This window comes from Gaoshiqia sediminis (genome assembly GCF_025907915.1).
Classification (GTDB): Bacteria; Bacteroidota; Bacteroidia; order Bacteroidales; family Prolixibacteraceae; genus Gaoshiqia; species Gaoshiqia sediminis.
In genome coordinates, this window is record NZ_JAPAAF010000011.1 from 76155 (window position 1) to 96101 (window position 19947).

The 19947-nt window shown below is 48.0% G+C and carries 15 protein-coding genes; 3 read left to right on the forward strand and 12 right to left on the reverse strand.

Annotated features, from left to right (window positions below):
- The first annotated feature begins 19 nt into the window (after positions 1 to 19).
- The 3 genes from N2K84_RS09860 (at position 20) to N2K84_RS09870 (ending at position 2934) form a co-directional block, all read left to right on the forward strand.
- A complete protein-coding gene (locus N2K84_RS09860) occupies positions 20 to 484 on the forward strand; it encodes a CYTH domain-containing protein (protein ID WP_282591637.1) in 465 nt (154 codons plus the stop codon).
- 83 nt (positions 485 to 567) lie between these two features.
- A complete protein-coding gene (locus N2K84_RS09865; RefSeq protein WP_282591638.1) occupies positions 568 to 2541 on the forward strand; it encodes a DUF3078 domain-containing protein in 1974 nt (657 codons plus the stop codon).
- Positions 2542 to 2553: 12 nt separating this feature from the next.
- Positions 2554 to 2934 carry an SRPBCC domain-containing protein gene (locus N2K84_RS09870; protein WP_282591639.1) on the forward strand — a complete coding sequence of 127 codons (381 nt, stop codon included), beginning with the start codon at positions 2554 to 2556 and terminating at the stop codon, positions 2932 to 2934.
- A gap of 142 nt (positions 2935 to 3076) precedes the next feature.
- Here the strand turns inward: N2K84_RS09870 and N2K84_RS09875 are convergent, their stop codons facing one another.
- From N2K84_RS09875 to N2K84_RS09930, 12 genes are all read right to left on the reverse strand, one after another.
- Positions 3077 to 3979, reverse strand: a complete 903-nt coding sequence (locus tag N2K84_RS09875) for a Cbp1 family collagen-binding glycoprotein adhesin (protein ID WP_282591640.1) — start codon at positions 3977 to 3979, stop codon at positions 3077 to 3079.
- A gap of 200 nt (positions 3980 to 4179) precedes the next feature.
- Positions 4180 to 5538 (reverse strand): sigma-54-dependent transcriptional regulator, encoded by a 1359-nt coding sequence (locus tag N2K84_RS09880; protein ID WP_282591641.1) that lies wholly within the window; start codon positions 5536 to 5538, stop codon positions 4180 to 4182.
- Positions 5539 to 5676: 138 nt separating this feature from the next.
- On the reverse strand, positions 5677 to 8091 hold the full coding sequence (locus N2K84_RS09885; protein WP_282591642.1) for a hybrid sensor histidine kinase/response regulator: 2415 nt from the start codon (positions 8089 to 8091) through the stop codon (positions 5677 to 5679).
- A gap of 105 nt (positions 8092 to 8196) precedes the next feature.
- Positions 8197 to 8706 carry an O-acetyl-ADP-ribose deacetylase gene (locus tag N2K84_RS09890; protein WP_282591643.1) on the reverse strand — a complete coding sequence of 170 codons (510 nt, stop codon included), beginning with the start codon at positions 8704 to 8706 and terminating at the stop codon, positions 8197 to 8199.
- Between the two features lie 515 nt (positions 8707 to 9221).
- Positions 9222 to 10121: an EamA family transporter gene (locus tag N2K84_RS09895; RefSeq protein WP_282591644.1), complete on the reverse strand. Its 900-nt coding sequence runs from the start codon at positions 10119 to 10121 to the stop codon at positions 9222 to 9224.
- 180 nt (positions 10122 to 10301) lie between these two features.
- Entirely contained in the window at positions 10302 to 10505 is a 204-nt protein-coding gene (locus N2K84_RS09900) for a hypothetical protein (protein WP_282591645.1), read from the reverse strand.
- A 15-nt stretch (positions 10506 to 10520) separates the two neighbouring features.
- The gene (locus N2K84_RS09905) at positions 10521 to 10877 is read right to left on the reverse strand and encodes a hypothetical protein (RefSeq protein WP_282591646.1); all 357 of its coding nucleotides are present in this window, start codon (positions 10875 to 10877) and stop codon (positions 10521 to 10523) included.
- 63 nt (positions 10878 to 10940) lie between these two features.
- Positions 10941 to 11228 carry a YtxH domain-containing protein gene (locus N2K84_RS09910; RefSeq protein ID WP_282591647.1) on the reverse strand — a complete coding sequence of 96 codons (288 nt, stop codon included), beginning with the start codon at positions 11226 to 11228 and terminating at the stop codon, positions 10941 to 10943.
- Between the two features lie 399 nt (positions 11229 to 11627).
- A complete protein-coding gene (locus N2K84_RS09915) occupies positions 11628 to 15503 on the reverse strand; it encodes a translocation/assembly module TamB domain-containing protein (RefSeq protein WP_282591648.1) in 3876 nt (1291 codons plus the stop codon).
- Between the two features lie 8 nt (positions 15504 to 15511).
- A complete protein-coding gene (bamA, locus tag N2K84_RS09920) occupies positions 15512 to 17344 on the reverse strand; it encodes an outer membrane protein assembly factor BamA (protein ID WP_282591649.1) in 1833 nt (610 codons plus the stop codon).
- 97 nt (positions 17345 to 17441) lie between these two features.
- On the reverse strand, positions 17442 to 18953 hold the full coding sequence (locus tag N2K84_RS09925; RefSeq protein ID WP_282591650.1) for a potassium/proton antiporter: 1512 nt from the start codon (positions 18951 to 18953) through the stop codon (positions 17442 to 17444).
- Between the two features lie 35 nt (positions 18954 to 18988).
- Positions 18989 to 19945, reverse strand: coding sequence for a calcium/sodium antiporter (locus N2K84_RS09930; protein ID WP_282591651.1), 957 nt, complete (start codon positions 19943 to 19945; stop codon positions 18989 to 18991).
- Positions 19946 to 19947 lie beyond the last annotated feature (2 nt).

The following is a 19947-nucleotide window of genomic DNA, read 5'->3' on the forward strand; positions in this document are numbered from 1 at the left end:
CTCACCTTATTACTGTCTTATGCCACTCGAGATTGAACGTAAATTTTTAGTTAAAGCTGATTTTGTACCCAAAAACGCACGGGCCATTCCCATGGTTCAGGCCTATTTATGTGCCGATCCGCAGCGTACGGTGCGCGTACGCATTGCAGGCAACCTGGCTTGGCTGACAGTTAAAGGAGGCCTGACCGGAAATTCGCGGCCTGAGTTTGAATACGCCATACCGGCTGAGGAGGCCCGGGAGATGATGAAGCTTGCTGTTGGATTTCCGGTAGAGAAGGTGAGATATGAAATATGGGTGAATGGGAAAAAATGGGAAGTTGATATTTTTGAAGGAATGAACCAGGGGCTGATGTTGGCCGAGGTGGAGCTGGATACTGAGAATGAGTCCGTCACCCTTCCGGATTGGGTAGGGGAAGAGGTGAGCGGCGATATGCGTTACCATAATTCCCGATTGTCGGAGTTCCCCTTTACACGCTGGGAATAGGCTGTGGTCTGATTTTTGTTACCGCACACGAAAACGTTTAATATTCCGTTTAACCCAAAAGCCAAATAAATAATTTTTCTGCTATGAATTACAGATTTCTTCTGCTAGGGATTTTCTTTGCATTTTCAAGCCAGATTCTCACGGCTTCAAGTCCCGCAGACAAACGAAAGGAAACGGTTGCCGTTGATTCTGTCAAGGTTGGGGTAAACTATTTAAAATATTTTCTGGGAGAGCAAGGAAATTGGTATCCTTACGATCCGGAGCTGGCCCGGAGCCTGCGGGGACTGGTAAATTTTGTGGAGGATGAAAAGATCGATACCATCCTGCATAAACTTGGGCGGTATCAGCATTCCGAGCAGCCGTATTTTTACCGCCGGGCCGACCAGGTGTCCGATAGTTTGTTTGTGTCCGGGTTTATGTCGCAAAGCGAGCTGACCGAACGACTGAAGCGGATTGACCGATCCGTTCGGAACAGCATCGTGAAGGATCAGATACCTGTGCCGGAGCAGCTGCTCGAAAACCTGGATTCCAAGGTGGATTTGTTGGATCAGGAAGATGCAGAATGGTTGCTTGAAACACAACAGGTGAAAATTCCGGATAGTTTGACCATGTATAATGTTATTCCGGATTCCATAATGAGCAATCCCTCCGATTTTCGCCGTATCCAGCGTTTGGACAGCACCAAACGGGCGTTGTTGGAGCAGGCGCGAATGGATTTTAACAACCGGGTGCTGACCAACTATGTTGATTCGGTGACCGCTGCATACCGTGAGGAATACATTTCGGAATATTCTAAAAAAATTCAACGCGAATTTGCCGATTCCATCCGCACCCAAAATCGGTTGAGGCTGGTGCATTACAACGACTCGGTGATGGCTGCCGTAAATGACTCCATCGCCCGCGTCGTAGAGATCCTGACCAATTATGCGGCAAACGATTCAACGTCTCTTTTGGTAACTAATTCTGATCATAGTACGGCGCATCTTTGGCTGAGGGATAACGACCACAATTATACCCGTCTGTTCATCAAAAACGAACAAAACGACTCGTTGAGTGTACGGATTGAAAATACCGGCAAAAATTCGCTCCGGCTGCTGATCGACGATGGTGTTACTCTGTCGCGCTTCGCCCAAAAACAAACCAAGGAATTTGATTTCAATAATTTGCTGTCGGAAGGGAAGCTTCAAAAAGTGGAAAAACGCTTTGCGGTGATCACTCCTTGGAACATGGGGGGCGACGGAACTGTAGGTTTCACTCAAACATATCTTAGCAACTGGAAGAAAGGTGGGCAGAGCGCTTTGTCAACCCTGGTGGTGCTGCGTGGCTATGCCAACTATTCATCAAAAAAGCTAAAGTGGGAGAACTCGGCAGAAATACGCAACGGTTGGCTGAAATCTTCTGAGGATAAAATCCAGAAAAATGATGACAAATTTGAAATTACCTCTCGTTTGGGACTGAGCGCTTTTAAAAAATGGTACTATTCAACCGAAATTGATTTTCAGACACAATTGTTTAACGGGTACAAGTATCCGGATCGTGACAACCTGATTTCCGGATTTCTGTCACCGGCAAAAACGATGATCAAATTTGGTTTGGATTATAAACCGAACAAAGATTTCTCCTTATTCATTTCGCCTTTGACTGCCAAAATTGTATCTGTTCGCGATACCGCCCGGATTGATGTGACCAAATATGGTATTGAGGCGGGAAAGAAACGCTACTGGGAGCCAGGTTTGAATGCCGACCTGAAACTGAAGAAAGATATTACACCTGACATTACCTATGAGCTGAAATACAAAATGTTCGTCAATTATACCGATCCTGCCAGTTTCGATATCGATTGGGAGAATAATGTGGTGATGAAACTGAACGATTACATTAATATGCGGGTGTTGCTGCACTTTATTTATGACGCGAACGTTACTTTCCCGACCGATAAGATTGACTTGGAGGGGAATACGATTTATAAACCCAAATTGCAGTTTAAGGAATTCATTACCATTGGTTTCAGTTATAAACTTAACAAACAGGTTTACCGACGGCAAAAACTCAAATAATCTTGTGCATTTATGAAAGACTACAAACAATATTTTCAATTGGCGGCCGAGCCCAAAGATGTTTACAACGCATTGACCAACAAGATAATGCTGGAAATTTGGACAGGTGAAAATGCGGAGATGGAAGAAGTTCCGGGCACCGAATTTTCCATTTGGGACGGAAGTATTTGTGGAAAAAACCTGGAGTTTGTCAAAGACCAACTCATTGTGCAGGAATGGTATTTTGGCGAGCAGGAAGAGCCTTCGATTGTCACCATTAAATTGCATCCCCACAAAGGCGGTACAACCATGGAAGTGAAACACACCAACATTCCCGACGAAGCTTATGAAAATATGGTTGAGGGATGGGAAGAGGATTATTTTGATGCCCTGAACCAGTTGTTTGAAGAATAAGATCTAGTTCCGGCCAAAAAAGAAGCTGCCCCGGACGCTCCGGGACAGCTTTCGCATAGCTAACGCAATATTACGAGTAAGGGAATCTTTGTCGAATTATTTGAATGAGTACCTCGTGCTAGCTACTTTGCCTTAATTCTGTTTATTTAACTTCAATCACTGCGTACTTCGAGATTTTCCAGAATTTGTCCGGGTTCTCAATTTGCAGGTAAGCAATCTGCCCTTCTTCTTCAACCAATTTGTAAGAATCAGATGGGTGTTCTGAAATGACCTTGGCTTTTTTGGTGTGCAGTGGGATAACCGTAGATTCGCGTATGTCCAGCGTTGTAAAGTATTCTTCATCCAGATTTTGCTGAAGGGTTTTACTTGCGCCAATGCCCAAAATTCCGCCTTCTTTGGTCAGAATGCCTTTTTCGGCCAGTTCCTTGTACGTTCCGTAAGCAATATGACCGGTATTCAGTTTGCTCACTTTATCCGTGATTACCTGATCTTTGTACGAGATGGAGTCGGCTTGTTTGGCCATTTCCATGCCCATTTCCTCAATTTTGCTGTTCAGCTCGGCCATTTGGAAATCCTTCTGCTCAATGATTTGTTTCAGTTCGGCAATTTGCACGTTCTGGCTTTCAATGCTTTCGTTCAGGGCAGCCACACGACGTTCAAATGCGCGGAGGTTCAAGCCCGATTTTTTCAACTTCTCTTCCAGTTCGGCAATTTTTTTACTGCTTTCTTCCAGCATGGAGTTCATCAGGGTGATGTCTTCCAAAAGAGCTTGCTTGCGGTCTTTTCCACCTTCAGCTTGTTCCAGCGAGAGTTGGCTCCTTTTTTCCTTGATGAATGTCAGGTTGCTCTCAATTTCATCAAAAGTGGTCACCAGGTCGTTAACAACTGAATCTTTCTGTTGAATCATTTCATTCAGATCCATTTGTTCTGCCATCAATGCTTTAATCTCAGTTTGTTTCTGCGTGTAAACATAGATTGCTGCAACAGCGCCTACAATTACAATTACTGCCGCAATTATAATTGTTCTTAATTGTTTTTTTTCCATGACTGTAATCCTCCATTTTAAAGTTCAGACTCGAAAATCTGTTTTTGTTTTTATTTATTCTGACCCATTAAGCCAATCTCTGTGCCAGTGTGTGTCGTATTTGTTAAGTTGTAGAAATACAGTGTTTTAGTGTTTGCAAGGAAAACAATTATTTTATCAAATTGAATGAAATAGCTTTCAGAATGAGAGTTTAAGGTAAACTATTCGCGTTCTTTTTCTTCCTTTAGCATACGGTAAATGGTAGCCACGCCAATATCCAGCTTTTCGGCTACGAGCTTGGTGTTGTTGTCGTATTTTTTCAGAAAATCCTTTACAATGCGAATATCGTATTCGCGCAGGGTAAGTTCTTCGGTCAATAATCCGGGAAGCAGGTCGTGCCCGCCGCCGAGGACGATGTGATCGGCGGTAATCTCATCTTGTTCGGCCAAGGTAACGGCCAGTTCGATCACTGATTTCAACTCGCGGATGTTGCCCGGGAAGGAGTATGCCAGCAGCATGTTGGAGGCCTCAGACGACAGGGTTTTTGCGGGCAGGTTGTTTTCCTTGCAGAACATGTTGATGAAGTGTTTTGCCAAAACAATTACATCGTTTCCGCGTTCGCGCAGTGGCGGCAGTTCGATCGGGAGCCCATACAGGCGGTAGTACAAATCCTGGCGGAAGTTGCCTTGTTTCACCTCTTCCATCAGGTTTTTATTGGTGGCGATAATAATGCGGCAATCGGTTTTTACCGGCACATTGCTTCCCACACGGATGATTTCTTTTTCCTGAAGGGCACGGAGCAGTTTTGCCTGGAGCGAAATGTCCATCTCGGCCATTTCGTCGAGAAAGAGGGTACCGCCGTTGGCTTCTTCAAACTTACCAATGCGCCGGAATGCCGCACCGGTAAAGGCGCCTTTTTCGTGGCCAAACAGTTCGCTTTCGATTAAATCCTTGGGAATAGCTGCCACATTTACCGCGACAAATTGTTTTTTTGCCCGGGTAGAGTTGTAATGTATAGCCTTGGCTACCAGTTCTTTGCCTGTTCCTGTTTCGCCGGTAACTGTAACGGTTATATTGGTGCGGGTGGCTTTGTCAATTAGCTCGAAAATTTTTTGGGCGGCAGCACTGTTGCCTATAATTGTATTCTGGTAGCTGTACTTTTTCTTTACCTCTTGCCGTAAACTCACAATTTCCTTCCGCAGCTTGCTGCCCTTCCGAATGTTGTTGATGGTGTTCAACAAGCGTTCTTTGATGTCGCGCGACTTAACAATGTAATCATAAGCCCCATGACGGAGCAGGTCAACCACCACTTCAATGTCATCCTGTTCCGATATCAAAATAACCTGGATATCTTCGTTGATTTCTTTGATTTGTTTGAGCACTTCCAGGCCTTTCATGTCGGGCAACCGGTAGTCGAGTGTAATCACGTCAGGTTCTTGGTTCAGGTTGTCCAGGCAGTCTTTCCCGGTCGAGAAAGATTGTATGTCGTAGTCAGGGATGAGCGATAAGTTATGAACCAACAAACGGTTGTACCATTCGTCATCTTCAACTACAAATATTTTAAATGGCTTTTCCGACATTGCCGTGATTTTTTGTTAGCAGTAAACTCGTCTGCATGTACTGCAAGTTAGTAAGAATATACGTTAAATCGTTTGCCTCATGTTCATTTTGTAAAATGTTTTTTTGCAGTTTTTTTGGTCATTGTTTCATGGTGACAGTTATTTATCGCTAAGTTTCTCACGGATAAAGGCGTTGATCTGGATGATTTCCTGTTCAATCGTATTGATCAGTATCTCCGCATCGACGACATTTTTAGTTGCCGGAATGTTAATCTCCAATTCCTTCAGCTTGTGATAGAGCGACATGGCCTGCATGTGTTTTGCCGGGGCGGCCAGTTTATGGGCAGCTTCCGAAATCGCTTCCCAATCCGTTTCAGCAAAGGCTTTTCGGATGTTGGCCAGTCCTTTTTCGCTCGAATGGATGAATATTTCCAGCATTTCGTTGAAAAAGGCCGGGTCGTCACCTGCCATCTTTTGCAGTTCGTTTAAATCGATTTGCACCTGTTGATTGGTTTCATCGCTTTCTTGCGGAATGTTGTTTTCAGCGGGGAGTAAACGGGTAACGGCCTCAAACAGGTCGGCTTCGGAAAAGGGTTTTTGCAGAAATCCCTGCATGCCGGCTTGTTGGCTTTTTTGTATGTCCTCGGGGCGGTTGGTCGCGGTAAGGGCAATAATCCGAATGTTGGGCCATATTTTCAGGATCTGCCTGGCTGCATCGTACCCATCCATCACGGGCATTCGCATATCCATCAAAATGAGATCGAAGGGCTGGCTTGATGCCAGTTCGACGGCCACCTTCCCATTGTTTGCCTCGGTATAAGCGATGCCCCATTTTTTAAGAATATTTTTCAGCAGGTAAAGGTTAAACTCTTCATCATCTACCAATAAAAAATGAAGTTTCCGGAAGTTGGCCGGTATTCTGATCCGGTCAATTTCCTTATCTTTTATGTTACTGGTGTCGCCTTCCTGATAAGGTAGTTGGATCATAAAACGGGTGCCTTTCCCGGGCACACTTTCTACCTGTATATGGCCATCATGCAAATCGATCAGGCGTTTTACAATAGCCAGCCCAAGGCCTGTCCCTCGGTGTTTCATCGTCAGATCGGTATCCAATTGCACAAACTCGTCGAAAATCATCTGCAGGTTTTCCTCCGATATGCCAATGCCGGTGTCCGTAACTTCCAGGTGGATCATCCAGGTGTGCCCCGACAATTTTTCTTCGGCCGCTGTAAAAATAATCTGGCCTTGGCTGGTGAATTTTATGGCATTTGTAATCAAGTTGATCAGGATCTGTTTGAGGCGCACCGGGTCGCCTTTTAATACCCTGTTTTTATCGCACCGATTGTTGATAATCAACTGATTGCCACGGGCTGCGGCCGAATCTTTATGCAGCGTGTAAATTTCTTTATACACCTCATCCGGCATAAAGTCGATTTGTTCTATTTTCAGCTTTTGCGACTCGATTTTGGAAAAATCGAGGGTGTCGTTCACCAAGGTAATCAGGTGCTGGGCCGATTTGTGGACCACTTTCAGGTTGTCCGACATTTCTTCGGAGTGGGCCTTTTGAAGCATCTGCTCAGTCAGTCCGTAAATGGCGTTTACCGGCGTACGCATTTCATGGCTCACCGTAGCAACGAACATTTCCTTAGCCTTGGCCAGACTTTCTGCTTCGGTTTTGGCCTTTTCGAGCATTCGCTCGTAGGCGCGGTTCCGTTGCAGGTTGCGGTAAAACAAAATGAGTACGGTGATCAGCAAAATGACGGCAGTGACGGTGAAAATGCTCAGGCGTCGGTAGGTTTGGGCAGCCATAAAATCGGCTTCCTGTGTTTTGGTCAGCAGCCGGCGCTGTTCGGTAGTTTCCAGCAGCGAAATTTGCTGGGCGATCAGCGAGCTGATCTGAATGTTCCGTTCGAGCAATACCTTTTCCTGTGCCTGCAATCGTTGGTTTTGATCGGAAATTTGCTGCTCGATGCCGGCAATTTCCTGCTTGATGATTTCGCGTTCCTTGCTTTTGTCGATGATGATGGGCTGGGGAACGACAGTATCGCGCTTGCCAAAAATGCGTTTGAAAATGCCTTTTCTCTTTTCTACCGGCTGAAAGGTGATGGTGTCGGGCTGAATGATGACCGTGTCGATTTTTGAATACAGATCGGAGAACGAGCTGGTGGTAGTTTCTTTTTGGTTGTGCAGAGTGCGTATTTCTTCCCAAATCAGCAGTTTCTGGTTAGTGAGTAGCCGTATGGAATCGATTTGCTGAATTTCGTCAGACTCGGGAAGGGCGTAATCTTTCAGGTTGTTCAGCTTTTCCTGGATCGATTCGTTTAATTTGAGGTAGGGGTGGAAGAATGCGGCATCGCCGGTCAGACTGTACAGGCGCACTGTGTTTTCCACTTCATTTAGTTCAGATGCAATATCCTTTATCAGCAGTAACTTGAAATCGGGACGGGCCTCCTTGTGGATTGAATCAACAATTTTCGACAGGCTTTGATAAACAAGGTAGCCTGAGGCAATCACTGCCGCGGCAATAATAAGGGTCAGCAACGTGACCTGTAGTTCAATTTTTACTCGTTTCATGCGTGTCTGTCTTGCATTTTATTTTAGGGAAGAGATTGTTTTTAGCTGAACAGAAAATTTAGAGAAAAAACGTTGATTTTTATTCCAGTATCCTTCGGGGGCTTTTTACAGTCCGGCCAACAGTTTTTGATAGATTTCCCGGTTTTCATCGTCATACACACAAAAGATGACAGACTCAAAGGTATCGTCATTTATTAAGAAATCGCGAACCGTGCGAATGGCAATTTCGGCTGCCAGTTCTTTTGGAAAACGATATACGCCGGTGCTAATATTGGGAAAAGCAATGGTTCGCAATCCGTATTCCTGCGCCAGCAACAAGCTATTCCGGTAGGCATTGGCCAGTTGTTCTCGCTCTCCAATTTGCCCTCCGTACCAAACCGGCCCCACGGTATGAATAACATAACGCGCCGGCAACCGGTACGCGTGGGTAATCTTGGCTTCACCGGTTGAGCAGCCGTTCAGCTGGCGGCATTCTTCCAACAATTTGGGGCCGGCAGCCCGGTGTATGGCGCCGTCAACACCGCCTCCACCCAGCAGGCTTTTATTGGCGGCATTTACAATCGCATCTATGTGCATCTCGGTAATATCACCCTGAAAGACTTGGATTCGGTCCATCTTTTTTCCCCTAAAGTTAAGCTCTTTCAATGGAAACAGCTACTTTGTATGGGTGTTTTGCAGTGAAATCGCTTTTAACCTTTATATAAGATGTCCCACTCGCTAACGACTGGCTGGAATCAACCACTTCCCAAGAAGAAGGTTGCGGAGATCCGGTTAAAAAAGATCGTGCCGCCAATCGTTCAAATAAGAATTGTAAGACCTTATTTTTTTTTGAAAACCTTAGTAGCCAGGATATAACATAAATTTCCAACCTTATTTAGCTTATTCAGAACGTGACCAGAATATACGAATAAGGTAACTAAGGTTGGACGGAATGAGGCCAGACAGGCTACTAAGGTGGATCAGGAAAATAAGGTCTCAGGAGATCAGTACCATGACTTGGATCCGTCGGCTGATGAGCGATGTGACGTCAAATCCAGCATATTTTACTAAAAGCGATTTCCTTGGGGTGTTTTGCGGTGAGATTGTGGTAAGTGTTTAGTTATTAGCTTAAAACTGGCCGGGTTAAGTCATCAGCTTCCCAAGCTGATAATCAGGATGCCGGTCAGGATGCCCAGCAGGTAGATCGCTTTTCGGCGTATATTGTTTTCGTGGAAAATAAGCGCGCCCATGGCGAAGGCTACCAACACACCACCGCGCCGCAGTGCCGAAATGATAGAGATCATCGAGTCTTCGTAGCTGAGGGCATAGAAATAGGCAAAGTCGGCCATCAACAGAAAAAGCCCGATTGCCGGAATGCTCCACCGCCACTCAAAGACGGGCCGTTCTTCCCGGGGTTTGGCCCAGCGAAACAAAGCGATGGCCGGCAGCATAACCACTACCTGGTAATACGAAAACCAGGCCTGCACCGCCAACCGGTCAATTTTTCGGATAATAAACTTATCGTACAAACCACTGGCCGCCCCCAGCAAGGTAGCCGCCACAATGCAGAAAATCCACACATTCTTGCGGAAATTGATCCCTTCGAGTTTCCCTGCCGTAGAGAGCATATAAAAGAAAACGAGCGTTATCACTACCCCGATCCATTGGGTAAGGTTGAGGGTTTCATGAAAAATAAGAATGGCGCCGGCGAGTGTCCAGATTGGCCCGGAGGCCCGGATGGGCGTCACAATGGTGATGGGCAGGTGCTTCACGGCATGAAAGGCAAAAATCCAGCTCGAAACCACAATGACCGATTTCAGCAGGATCAGCCCATGTTCGCGCTGGGTAATTGGCGGAACGAACAGTTGCATCGATTTGAAAAATTCGGGAAAGAAAACGGAACCTGCCACAAAAGGTGTCACCAGCACTGCGCCGGCAATGGTGGAAATAAACAAAACCGGCAACACGGCATTGGCATTCACCGAAAGTTTTTTAAATACGTCGTATAGTCCCAGGAGAAGCGCCGAAATTAAGGCCAGCAGTACCCACATCTTAAAAATTTTGGCGCAAAGCTAAGAAGGATTTGTATGTCGGCATGTATTTTCACCGGGAAGCTCCCGAACCTTAAACATTGTTTAATGCATCTTTACTCAGTGTCGCTGAATGATCGGGCTCCGGCGCAATATGCTGTTTTTGACAGGTGGGGGGTGAATCTGACGGTGAAAGAAATTTTATTCCTTTTGCTGTCTTTGTTTTACGAAATAGGTAATAACCGAGTGGATACCTTTTTCCAGGAGGGCGTTGGTCAGAAATAATTTGTAGGCCGAAACGATTTTGTTTGTTTCCAACCGTAGGTTGTCCTCGTGATAGCGAAGTTCGTGCTTCAGATTAGTCCGGTGCAGTTTAATCTCGTTGATGGAATGTATTTTTCTCATGATCGTTCAGCTTTATTACTCTTCATCTTCCTCAAACAAAATGGATGACAGCTTCTGGATAATGGTGGTGGTTATCAGTGATTTTCTCAAAAGCAAAAAGAGCAATCCAATCAATACCACGACTCCGGTCACAATAAATAAACCCGTCAAATAATCTTGAAACTGATTTCCGTACCATACTACAAATGCGGTTGTTGCAAACAGGAAAAAGATCATACCCAGCAAGATAAAAACGACGGTGCTAATCAGAAATACCGAAATTTTCGTCATCTTTTCCAGTAGGGTCAGTTTTACAAGGTCTAACCGCACTTTCAGGTAATCCTGGACGGATTGGTTCAGTTCATGAAAATTATCTGACAGGTTTGATTTCATGTGGTGGTAATTTAGTTTGTGCATGGTTGTGGCTACCGGTTTTTTCGGCCATTTTTGATCTCATCAGTTGGTGCTTGCCTTTTTGGCTTCCTTTTCTACTTTTTCGGCAGCCGATTTTTTGACCTCTTCAATTTTCTGTTCGGCGTCTTTTTTTAGCTTTTTAATCTGTTCTTCCAGCTTGCTGATTTTTTCACTGATTGTTTCTGTGATGTCGTGCGATACATCTTTAGCTTTATTTTGCAGTTTTTCGCGGGTCACCGAACCTTTGTCGGGGGCAATCAAAATTCCTGTTATTACTCCGGCAGCTGCTCCTGCCAAAAATCCGATCAATGCTTTTGTTGTGCTACTCATGACTTCGTTTTTTTAAGGTTAAACATGGTGTTAATTGAAGGGGTGGCAAGGGGGCAGTTTCCGGATAAGGGGCTGCCCCGCTAGCTGTCCGGTGGCGGTCCACAATTTAGAACGATCTGATTATTGTTGTTCATGATGACTGTTTATAATATGGTTAACAATGATATTTTGCATTTGTTCAGTAATAGTGACCTGTCGTTATGCCGTGTAAACTGGGTGTCTTTGGATCGTTTAAACACGCGGACCAGGTTGAGTTTCCGTCTTACGAACAGCTTTTCTTACTGAACATTACAAATCCTTGTACGGATATTCGGGTTTCTGGTTTATGGATAAACACCGGTTTATCGTAACTTTAAGAGCATTTTTCTTTGCTTTTCAGGCTTTGGGATTTTTCTGAATTTACTGGGAGTCAAACTTGAAAATCACATCAAATCCGCTGTCGTAGGATGAGTTATTTAATTGGAAGAAGAGGAAGCGGAACAATTCGTATTCCAGCTTCACTTCGTATTTGCCGATGTCTTTTTCGTCGGTTTCGCCTAAACGTTGTTCATAACTCACAAACAGGTCGTGGGTGAGGTACTTTCCAACAACTACGCTGGCATTGTCGAACCCGCCTTCGCTTTTCACTTCAATGTAATCTACGTTGAGCTTGTCGCCCAAAAATTTGGTGATTTGCGACGAGAGTAACGAAGCGGCAGCCGTTTCGGCCAAACTGCCGCCACCGGCGCCGGCCAGGTTGTCCTGCTGATCGATGGTCAGCTCGTTCATACCCCGCCCAAACAGGATGTACGACAAGGCATCGCCTTCGCTGATCGGATCGTCATCCAGGGTGAAGTTTACGGTGGGCGATGTGGCCGTTCCTTTTACATCAATGCTAAGTTTTTGGGATACCCGCTGGGCGTTGCGAAAGGTATAGCTTGCCTGGATATCCATTTCGGGGAGCATTTCTTCGCCGCCCTGGAAACGGATGCTGCCGCTGCTGATGACAAAGGTACGGCCAAACAGGTCGTATTGGCCGCGCACCACATCCACCGAGCCAAACAGCTCAACGAAGCGGGCGTTTTTTATCAATTCCAGATCGCCGGACAGCTCCAGGCGCAAGTCCTCATTTTTGATCCAGGTGTTCCGGGGTATTTTAATCCGCAGCCTTCCGGTCAGTTGGTCAAAATAATCAAAGCTGAAAGTATCGGCAGAGGCGATAGTTTCGGGCAGGCTGTCAGTAGGTCCGGCCATCAGTTCCAGTTCCCGGAGCAATATCGGTTGTGGGATATCGGGGGCTGCCATCTTGCCCATCAACCGGAAAACGGCGGGGAGGTACACTTCCGACTGCGGAATGTTCAGGTTACCATCGAAAGCTACTTCACCTTTCTTCCCGCCCAGGTGGACATCGCCCGAAACCTGCATGTTAAACTGCCGGTGCTTTACGGGGTTGAACTTATTGAAACGGACGCTGATGTCTGATTGCCGGATATCCCCTTTGTAAAAATCGGAGTTGAAATCGATTTGTCCGCCCGCCGTCAGTGTCCCGTCAGGCGAACGGATCAGGAAGGTGTCCAGCATAATCTTGTCACGCAGGAACCCAAGTTCGAAAAGGATGTTGCGGTAATCGATGCCAAAAGCAGGCACCTTCACTGAGGCTTCCTGTAATTCCAGTTTCCCGGTTGGGTCGGGCGACTCTACCGTTCCGTCCACCGTAATCGCCCCATGCAGATAGCCTTTTATTTCTTCATTCAGGTTGAAATTCTGAAGGATAGCCAGCGGGAACTTGTCCACGGTGAGCTTTACCTGTACCGAATCTTTCGGGTCGAAATGAAAGCTCATGCTGTCGAGCGCCAACTGTACGGGCAATTTCCCTTCCAGTTTGACCTGGCCGCCATCTTTGGGGATGACTTGTGTTTGCATGCGGGCCTGGTTGTCCCGGAAGTTGAAGCTTCCGCCAACGTCGTTCATCTCAAAACCATTTAATATGGCCTGGTCCAGGCTGAATTTTCCGGCTATTTCGGGAGAGGCGGCCGTTCCGCCTACCTCCAGTTTCAGTCCAAAAATGCCGGATGCCGGCAGTTCCTGTTCCAGCAGGCCGGCCACTTGGGCCATATCGATGTTGGCGGCCTCCATCTTAAATTCTTCTTTGCCACTGAGACTGATTTGCCCATCGGCCAGCAGGTAAGGTGAATTTTCATGGTCGTCGGGCGCTAATTTGAAATTTCGGATGCGGTAATTCACCGAGTCGAGTTGAACGATGGCCGGCGCCTGCTGTAAAGTCCATTGCTGGTTTCTGTACCCGATCTGCCATTCATCCAGCGTTATCCGAATCTGGTCGCCCAGGCAGAGGCCGGTTTTCAGGTAGCTGTTCATAGCTGCATTGGCGAGTTGTGCGATCAGGTAAACCGAGTCGGGGCGGGCTTCCAGTTCCATCTTCACGGAATCGAGCCGGAAGGAGTCGTTCCCGGCATCACGGACAAGCAGCAGGGCGTTCACCAGCGTATCTTTTGCGGATAACAGGGCTTGTGCATCCAGTTGGGCTTTTGCGATTGAGAAGCCGCCGTAGCTGGTTTCAGCCAGGTCAAGGATGGCATTGAGGCGGAGCGAATCGGTTTGGCCGGAGAGGTGGGCTGTCAGCTTTCCGCGGGTGTGCAGGCTGTCCACCGGGATAAAATGGCTGAACTCACTTAGCCCGTCAATCGAGGCCGCCAGTTGGAGGTCGGAATGGCCTTTCAGGCTGTAATTTCCCCGCGCCTGGAGTGAGGCGGTTTGGGTTTGCAGCCAGAGGGTGTCAATTTTTACATTTTCGTTGTGGTAGTTTACGTTGGCGACCATGCTGTCGAGGTGGACCTGCATGATGTGCGAGGGCGAAAAAACAACGGATGCCCGTGCCTGAATAGTTTTTGGGTCGATGCCCTTGCCGGTAATTTGTGCTGTCAGGTTGAGGTCGGACTGTAAACTGTCGATGCCGGTCAATTGGGCTGCATCCAGGTGTTGGGTTACCAGTTCGAGCCGGTACGACGGATCGCCCAACAAATCGCGTACTACCGGCGCCAGACGGAATTCGCCAAAATCACCACGCCCTTCTGCAAAGCCTTCCAGGTTTCCTTGCTCCACTTTCAGGTTGAAAAGAAGTTGTTCCACTGGCTTTTCCTGGATGATGCAATCGTTGAAATTGCCGGTCAGGTTGATGGTGGCCATTTTCGGATCAATTCCTTTTCCGGTGGCCGACAGTTCGCCGTTGATCCGGTAGTTCAGTTCCGGATTGCCCAGCCAGTGCGCCGGTTGGATGTTGTCCAGCAACCCGTTTAGCTGGTAGTCAAGTTCCAGGCTATCGGGTCGGAACAGCCATTGGGCGAAGTTGTCCGAAATCAACTCCAGCAGCAGGCGTTGTCCCTGGTCGGCTACTTCGAGGGTCACCTTCAGGTTATCGTGTTGCAGGCCTGCATCGAGCCGGAATAGGGGAGTGGCCGGCAATTTCAAGCCTGCCAGGAAAAAGTCAAATTCGTTCAATTGCAACGGTGTGCTTTGCAGACTGACTTCCGATTTTTCACCTTTTGCGGTAGCGTAGGCCGCCCTTCCGTCGAGCTGGTTGAGACCTGTTTGCAGCACGAAATCCGTCAACTCGATCCATTCGGCATTCCGGTTTAGGTTGAACGACAATTGCTTTAACCGGAAATCAGGATCACGGGTGAAAAGCGAAAAATCGCGAAGTTGCAAGGTTTGCCTTTTTTCAGAATAATAGAGTGACAGGCTGGTGTTTATTGGCCCGATTGCTTTCGGGATGATGGTGTCGGCCGCGTCAATTTTCACAGCGCCCCCGATCAGTTGAAAGTGGGCCAGGTTGATGGCAAAGGCGCTGCTTGAAGTTGGTTTGGCTACGGTGTCAGTTGGCGATGGCTTCATCAGCTGTTGCAGGTTCCAGGTGGAGTCGTTTACTTGTTTCAGGTACAAGCTGGGGCGGGTAATGGTCAGGCTATCTACCTGGAGTTTGCCGGTCAGCAGCGGCCAAAGTTGGTAACGGGACTCCACCGATTCGATAAAGGCAAGTGTGTCTGTTTCGGTAGTCAGCAAAATCTGTCTCAGGCTTAGGCCGGTGAAAAAGTTGCCTTCGATTACTCCCAGCGCCAGTTGTCCGTTGATGAAGTTCGGCGCTTGTTGTTCAACCAACTGAGCCAGTTTTCGTTTTGCCGGTTTGGTTTGAATGAGCAATGGTACCGCCAGCAGCAGCAGCACCAGGGCCAGGAGCAGCCAACCCAGTACTTTCAGGCTATATGTGATGATCTTGCGCATTGTTTCGTTTAAAAAGCTTGTCCGACACTGATAAAAAACTGTGGGCTTTTCTTTTCGTTCCACACCGGAAAACCCAGGTCGAAACGGATAGGCCCGATGGGCGTATCGATACGGATGCCGCCGCCAGCCGCGTAGGCCAGGTCGTTCAGCCGATAGTTGTACGAGTTGGCCCACACGTTTCCGGCATCCAGAAATGCTACTCCACTCAGTCGCCAAAACAGCGGATAGCGGAGTTCCAGGTTGCTTTCGAGCAGACTTTTACCACCCAAGGGCGTACCGCTCTCACGTTTGGGGCCCAGCTCCGATCGGTTCCAGCCACGCACCGAATTGCTGCCCCCCGAATAAAAGCGGTCTTCCACGGGGATGAACTGACTACTGTCGGCCGAGGCGATGCCCCCTCCCATCATCCGGAAGGCCAGCACCCAATCGCCCAGTTTGTGGTAGCTGCGAAAATCGCTCCACAGCCGGGTGTAGTTAAAATCGGTGCCAAACAGATGGCCGTTCAGTTTAAAGCCCACCGACAGGCTCTGCCCGTGTGTTGGCGAAAACTGTGGCCGCGCGTTGTTGAAAACGGTACTCAGCAACACCCCCGACTTGTTGTACGGAAATTTGCGGCTTTCCATGTCTTTGAATTCCGCATCTTCGGCTTCAATCGTTTGCTGCACCTTTTCGAAATAATAGGTCAGGCTGCTGGTGAGCTGGTCGTTGAAACGGTAGGTGAGGGGCACATTCAGCCCGTAGGTGCGGGTTTCGTAGCCGGGTTCCGTGTTCCGGCTAATGAAGGGGTTGAAGGTCAGCGAGCTGTTTTTTGTCAGGAACTGCGGCTGGATCCACCGTAAGCTGGCCGAGTAGGGGACAAGCGCCGAATGTTTCAGGTACAGGTTGATGCGGCGAGCGCCACTTAGAAAACCCCGGTAATTCAAATCGAGGAAGGTGCGAAACTGGTCTTCGGTGCCGTAGCCTAACCCAAACCGGGTACTCACGCGCGGCGCTTCTTCAACATACAGCTTAACGGGGATTGGGCTTTTGCGGGTGGCAGCGTCGGTTTCGGGCAGCACCGAAACCACCCGGAACAGCTGGAGTTGATAAAGGTCCTTCCTGGTTTTGTCAAGCAGCGATTTGTTGTACAACTGTCCTTCTTCGTATTCCAGTTGCTCGTGGATAAATCTCTCGCTGGTGTTTTTATAGCCGCTGATGCTGGTTTCGCCAACATGGCAAAGAGGTCCGGGATTTACTTCGTAAGTAATTGCTACGGCCTGTTGCGCTGGTTTGAGTTTGAGCTGATAGTCTGTTTTCGCGTAGGCATGGCCCAGGTTGCGGAAGGCATCTTCCAGCAGTTGCACATCGTTCAGCAAGGCCTGGTCGCGGAACCGCTTGCCTGCCGACAGTTCCAGTTTGCGACTTATTTTCTGCCATAGCGAGTCGGGGTCGATACTGCTTTCTTCTGTCAGGCGGAGGTTCATCGAATCGATCAGCACCGGCTGGCCTTCATCAATGGTAAAATTGAGCTTCACCACCTGCCTGTTGTCATTTACTTTCGGAGGGTGCAGGGTGACGCTGGCATCCAGAAAACCTTCACGCTGGCAGAAGCGGGTGAGGCGTTCCAAATCGATGTCCAGCAATTCCTGGTTGTAGAGCGATGGTTCGGACTTGGTGAACAATTTTTCGAGGTACGACACTTTTTTTATCGCCAGGGCTTCGGTCAGCACACTTTCATCCAGGGTTTTGTTGCCCGTGAACGTAATCCGCCTGATCTCGTAATTCTCCTGTCCTTGCAGCAGTTGAGTGGCAGCAAGGATGTTCAGTAGAAAAAGGAAGATAACCGGGACGGATTTATGCATGACTTGGCGATTATTCAGCCCAATTTAAGGGATTTTGGCGAACCCTGAAAGCGCATCAGGCGTGTTTTACCCGGTGATGGGACGGAAACTTCCGGATTCAACCGGCTGCTTCTTTTTCTGTCTGTTCCACCTCCAGACATTGAAATACTTTTTGAACCGATGTTTTGTCTTCCGACAAAACAAATAGCTTGTCATATTCTTCGAGTACGGTTGATCCGGTTGGGGTGATGTATTTTTCACCACGAAGGATAAACGAGATCAAGGCGGTTTTGGGCAACCCCAAATGGACAATTTGCTTGCCAACGACTGGGCAATTTGCGGGAACGACAATCTCGGTAAGCAGCGACTTAATACTGTCGGTAAGTTCCATATCTGATTGGGTCCTTTTCTTGAGTTCTTCGGGGAGGGTAAGGTTTAGCCATTTGGCCACCCGGGGCAAGGTGGTACCCTGTATCAATACAGAGGTTAGGGAGATAAAAAAGACGATATTAAAAATCATATTGGCCTGGGACGCCCCGGCCAGCAGCGGGTAGGTGGCAAAAACAATGGGAACTGCGCCGCGCAGGCCAACCCACGAGATAAACCATCGGCTCCGGCTGTTCACCTTAAACGGGGTCAGGCTCACGAAGACACCTATTGGCCGGGCCACCAAAATCAGAAAAATTGAAATCGCCAGGCCAAGGCCAATAACCGGAACTACCTGACTCGGGAAAACCAGCAGCCCCAGTGTGAGGAAAAGCACAATCTGCATTAGCCAGGCAAAACTGTCAAACGACTTCAGAAATTTCTTTTTGTGGATCAGTTCCTGCTGGCCTAAATAAACGGCGCACAGGTAAATGGCCAGAAAGCCGTTGCCCCCGATGAAATCGGTAACCGAAAACGTGAAAAACATCAGGGCAATCATCAAGACGATATACAGTCCTTCGTAATCCAACCGGATTTTGTTGATCAGGAGGGTGCCGATTTTACCCAGGGCAAATCCCATCAGACCGCCAATAAACAGCTGCATCAGAAACATGGGGACGATACCGCCCATGCCGGCGTCTTGGTTCACTACCAGTCCGGTAAAGACGATTGTCAGGATGTAGGCCATCGGGTCGTTGCTGCCGCTTTCCAGTTCGAGGATGGGGCGCAGATTGCCTTTCAATGCCAGTTTCTTTCCACGCAGAATGGAGAACACCGCTGCCGAGTCGGTTGACGAAACGATGGAGCCGAGCAGCAACCCTTCGTAAAAGGTAAAGTCGGTGATGGCCCAAACAAACAGGCCTACGGATACGGCGGTTAGCAATACGCCCAACGTTGACAGGGTGATGCCCTGCCAGACAATGGGCTTGATCGATTTCCAGTCGGTATCCAGCCCCCCGGAGAACAGGATAAAATTCAGGGCCACAATGCCAATGAACTGGGCCGTTTTGGGATTATCGAAATGAATGCCGCCAATACCATCAGAACCGGCCAGCATGCCAATCGTGATGAAGAGGATCAGCACCGGCACGCCAAACCGGTACGATGTTTTTCCCGCAAACAGCGAGATAAACAAGAGGATGGATCCGATCAGCAAAATATTTTCGGTGGTGAGGTTCATGGCTTCAGGTTGCTTGTTTGACAAATATAACAAAAATCAGCCTGTGCGTTTTGTTCAATCTATAGTTCGTACTGAATGAGATAAACCGTATAGCCGATATAGCTCACCAACAGGATGGCAGCCTCCCAGCGATCCAGTTTTTTCTTTTTTCCGGTAAACATGGCAAAAAACAGGATGAGTGTTCCGAAAATGAGCAGGTACAAATCGGTGTTAAAAACCGATTTATATTCCAGTGGCCTGATCAGCCCGCTGACGCCCAGAATCAGAAAAATGTTGAAAATATTTGAACCGATGATGTTGCCCACGGCGATGTCGTTGTTCTTTTTGAGGGCTGCCGTCACCGAGGTGGCCAACTCGGGGAGCGAGGTGCCGGCAGCAATAATGGTCAGGCCGATAATCTTCTCACTAACCCCCATCACCGTGGCAATTTCCACAGCGCTGTTGACGATGAGTTTCCCGCCAATAACCAGGCCGGCAAGTCCAGCCAGGATGAGGACCCAGATTTTTCGGTTGGTAAAATTAGCATGTTTTGCCTGCTGTTCGGCATGGTTGGATTTCAGCTGGTTGAAAACATAGTAGAGGAAAAGCAGGAAGAGCGCCAGTAAAATCAGGCTGTCGTAACGCGATAACAGGTTGGGCCCGGCCGACAAAAAGTTATTGGCCAGGACAAACAAGACCAGGATGGCCAGGAACGAAAAAGGAATTTCGCGTGATACGGTGCTCGACTGCACCACCAGCGGAGTGATCAGCCCTGTAATGCCCAGGATAACGAAGATGTTGAAGTTGTTGCTTCCGATGACATTCCCGAATACGATGTCGTAGTGCTGCTCGAAAGCCGCAAAGGTATTGACTACCAACTCAGGCGCCGAAGTGCCAAATGCCACGATGGTGAGCCCGATGGCCAGGTCGGAAATATGGTGTTTACGGGCCAGGGCCGAGGCGCCTTCCACCAGCCAGTCAGCACTTTTTATCAAAACCACAAAACCTGCAACGAGAAATAAAACCTGAATCAACATCC